We start from the raw sequence: 3,697 nt of genomic DNA, 5'->3' as shown, positions 1-3,697 counted from the left end.
CGCGACCGGCAAGACGGGCCGCGACAGTGGTGGCGATCATCAGGCCGACGGCGTTGATCGCGAACGCGATCCCATAGGCGACCGCGCTCAGGCCGATCATGTCCTGGTAGACGAACGGTGAGGCGGAGATGTAGGCCATCATGATCGCCATCCCGAACGCATACGCGGCCGTGTTCCCCAGATAGGCCCGCGAGATCAGGCCCCGCCAGCCACCGCGCCGCGCCGTGCCCGCACGGGCTCTGCGGATCTCGCGGGGCAGCGATTCCCGCACGAACACGAGCACGCATGCCAGGGCGATCACGCCCAGGCCGGTGACGATCCCGAGCAGGCCCCGCCATCCGACCGGGCCGACCAGGGCACCGCCGGCGACCGGGGCGATGATCGGGGCGATCCCGCCGATGAGCATCATGATGCTCAACGCCCGTGCCGCCTCCGTGCCGCGAGCACGGTCAAGGATGATCGCCCGGCCGATCACCATCCCCGCCGCCCCGCCCAGGCCCTGGACCAGCCGGGCGGCCACGAGCAGCTCGATACTGCCTGCGAGCGTGGCGGTCACGCTCGCGGCGACGAACAGCACCGCCCCGAACACCAGCGGCACCACCCGGCCGGCGCGATCCGACCACGGCCCGAACACCAGCTGCCCGGCCCCAGCGCCGATCAGGAACGCCGTCAGCGATAGCTGCACCCCGGTCGCCGTGGTCGACAGCTCCGTCGTCATCACCGGGAACGCCGGCAGGTACAGGTCGATCCCGAACGAGGCGAGCCCCATCAGCAGCGCCAGCGTCGACAACAGCCCCGCACCGATCGCCTTGCCCGTCGCCTGGACGGGCGTGCCCGCTGCCTGTCGCCCTGTTCCCGTGTCGGTCATCCCCGCCCGGCTCCTTCTAAAACTATAGTTATGAAAACAACGCTATGTTAGCATAAGCATATGCGACAAGACGAGAAGCCGGTGAGCGGGCCGGCACCAACCGGTGCGGACCCGTTGGTGCGGCTCGCGGACGCGGTGCTGCATGTGGAGCGGAAGCTGCGCGCCTACCCGTTGCAGGACCCCGCGGTCGCGCCGTTGTCACCGTTGGAGTGCCTGGTGCTGCTGCACATCGACGCCAACCCCGGCGTGGCCCCCTCGGGGCTGGCCTCGGGCCTGTCGCTGACATCGAGCAACGCGAGCACGGCGCTGCGCGGACTCATCGCCAAAGGGCAGATCGAGCGCCGCCCCGACCCGGCGGACCGCCGCGCGGCACGCCTGCATCTGACCGAGGAAGCGGCACGGTCGGTGGGGATCGTGCGGGGCATGTACCGCGATCTGCTCGGCTCGCTCGACCTGCCTGCCGAAGATGTCCTGACCACTGTGCGCACTCTCCAGGCCATCGACACCGCCCTGAGCGACCCCGCACGGAGCTGAGTTATGGAGCAAGGCGCAGGCGACTACCGTTGGAGCCTCTGGCACTCTCATTTCGAGGTGAACCCGTGGTCGTATGACCAGTCTTCATCCGCACCGAGAAGCGGGCAGCGGAACGCTGCGGCTAACACAAGGCTTCACTGGCAGTGCTGAAAGGGGCGGCGCTCTTCCAGCCGTTCGCGGTGGATACGAGGCAGTCTCGGAAGCAGGTCGGCCTGCTCGTCTTCGACTGCGTGGCGTTCCTCGTCGTCCGCGATGGCTCGGTGGTTCTCACCGTCGGGGAGCGTCAACACCCGATCGCTTTTGGTCACGCCGTGCTGATTGCCCCGCGTACGGTCTTCACCTACGAGCCCGAGGGCACCGCCACCCTGACGACGCTCTTGGTCGACGTGGACTACATGCTCGATCAGCTCTACTGGCAGCATCCCGACGTGTTCGCGGATCGCTACGTCGTGAGACAGTACGCCGGGGCCTTGTTTCCGGATGCCGCTCATGTGCTCCATGTGAACGGTGAGGACGCCACTCGCCTGATCCTCGTGCTCGATGAGATGACGACCCTCTACGAAAGACGCGAGTACCCGGCCTCGTACTTCTGGCTGCAAGCACGCCTCTCGATGCTGTTGGGCACGCTCGCTCCGCACGTACGCGCGGCTCCGGATGCGTTGCCCGTTCCCGTCCATCAGCGACGGCGATCAGTCGAGAGCCCCGCACGATGGCGAGAGTTTCGGCCCGCCCGCAGAGAAGCCCTCGCGGTCGAAGCGCTGCTGCGCGGAAACATAGCGAAGCGGTGGAACCTGGCCCTGCTCTGTGAACACGTGCACCTATCGGATAAGCAATTGGTGCGCGTCTTCGAGGACGCCTACGGCAGCACCCCGCACAGATACCTCACGATGCTTCGCGTCGCAGAGCTGGCCCGGCTGCTGCGCGAGACCGAAGTGCCCGTGACCGTGGCGATAGGTCGCGTCGGCTGGAACAGCCGAGGCCACGCCGCGGAAATTTTCCAACGACACGTCGGCGTCACTCCCGCCCGCTACCGACGCTACGGGCCGCCCACGGCCGCCTCGGAATGGTGAATCACGGAGCCCCGGCAGTGCTGAAAAGTGCTAACGAAAGTGCTAAGCAACGTGTATGTCGGGGTACTACGGTGAAGTTATCCACAATCTAGACGCCGTAGATCGTTGATTTTATGCGGCAGAACGCCCCGCCGAGATTCGAGGCGCGAGGGGGTCGAGGTCAGTTCAACTCCCGCGTCGCCGTCGGGTTCATCACCGCGTCTTCGCCCACACCGTGCCCCGGTGCACCCCGAACTGACGAGCCACGGCGTTCACGCTGATGCCCTGTGCGCGGGCTGTTCGCATAGCGTCCACTTCCTCGTCGGTCAGGCGTGTTCGAGGTCGTTTCTTTGGTTCCGCCGACGCGCCAATCAACGGGTCGTCGGCCTCGCCGTCGGACTCTGCATCCGCGCAAACCCCTTGATTCCACGCGGAAACCAGCCTCTCGACCCGAGGTCGCCTGTTCCCACAACGCTCCATTGCTTCCACGAGGCCCCCTCTCGGTTCGCTGGGAGGGGGCCTCACATCATCCCCGGATATGCACGCCGGTGACCGCGTTGCCCGATGGCCGGTTCGAAGTCCGTCAGGTGCTCGAATCATCCGATGATGCGGAATAGTTCAGCTGCATGGTGGCCCACGATCCGCGCACGAGCAGGGCGGGGCTGTTGGAGTCGCTGGCCTGGATGCAGGTGCCGGCGCGTGAGCGGTCGGATGCACACGCTGGCGGCGGGCGCCTCGGGCATGTCGGCAGCCCTGGCCCAGGGCGTCGCAGTCCTCGGGCCCGTCAACGTCGTCGCGTTGCCGTTCATCGCCGCGCTCGGGGGCTACCTGACCGGGTCGAACAGTGCCGCCAACGCCATGCTCGCCGCACCCCAGGCGCAGATCGCTACCACTCTTGAACTCTCCCAGCTGCCGGCGATGGCCGTCCATAACGTCGCATCCTCGCTCCTGCTCATGGGGACCCCGGCGAAGGTCGAGCTCGCCGCCCAGCTCCGTCCCAACGCGAAGATCGGATGCCTAGCGGAACCGCGGGTTCTGCTCGTGGACCTGACCATGGTCGTCTGCCTGGCCGCACTGCTGGTCCTGGCTACGGTGCGCTGAACCGAGCAGACCCCGTCCAGCATCCACCCTTACGGAAAGCCCCTCTCGATGAATCGGATTGGTGGGCGCTGCCGACAGGAGGCCCCCGCAGGGCCCGGTGTCAAAGTGGGTATGGGTGGGCCACCACCACGACGTGTCGGCGAGG

The 3,697-nt window shown here is 66.9% G+C and carries 4 protein-coding genes; 3 read left to right on the top strand and 1 reads right to left on the bottom strand.

All coding sequences use genetic code 11. The features are described 5' to 3' along the window. Nucleotides 1-868, bottom strand: an 868-nt coding sequence (locus AB0N07_RS49985; protein WP_365847530.1) for an MFS transporter, incomplete at its 3' end; no start/stop codon positions are given. A 60-nt stretch (nucleotides 869-928) separates the two neighbouring features. Here AB0N07_RS49985 and AB0N07_RS49980 point away from each other — a divergent pair. From AB0N07_RS49980 to AB0N07_RS49970, 3 genes are all read left to right on the top strand, one after another. Further along, nucleotides 929-1,402, top strand: coding sequence for a MarR family transcriptional regulator (locus tag AB0N07_RS49980; protein ID WP_184241636.1), 474 nt, complete (start codon nucleotides 929-931; stop codon nucleotides 1,400-1,402). A gap of 143 nt (nucleotides 1,403-1,545) precedes the next feature. Continuing rightward, nucleotides 1,546-2,472: an AraC family transcriptional regulator gene (locus AB0N07_RS49975; RefSeq protein ID WP_298714754.1), complete on the top strand. Its 927-nt coding sequence runs from the start codon at nucleotides 1,546-1,548 to the stop codon at nucleotides 2,470-2,472. A 678-nt stretch (nucleotides 2,473-3,150) separates the two neighbouring features. Then, the gene (locus AB0N07_RS49970; RefSeq protein ID WP_298714757.1) at nucleotides 3,151-3,552 is read left to right on the top strand and encodes an L-lactate permease; all 402 of its coding nucleotides are present in this window, start codon (nucleotides 3,151-3,153) and stop codon (nucleotides 3,550-3,552) included. Nucleotides 3,553-3,697: the final 145 nt, after the last annotated feature.

Source organism: Streptomyces sp. NPDC051172 (genome assembly GCF_040682555.1).
GTDB lineage: Bacteria > Actinomycetota > Actinomycetes > Streptomycetales > Streptomycetaceae > Streptomyces.
Note: the sequence above shows the minus strand (reverse complement) of the source record. Positions and strands in the feature narration are given on the sequence as shown.

Coding starts and splice junctions, on each gene's coding strand:
- AB0N07_RS49980 (WP_184241636.1), top strand. CDS start 929: ATGCGACAAGACGAGAAGCCGGTGAGCGGGCCGGCACCAACCGGTGCG.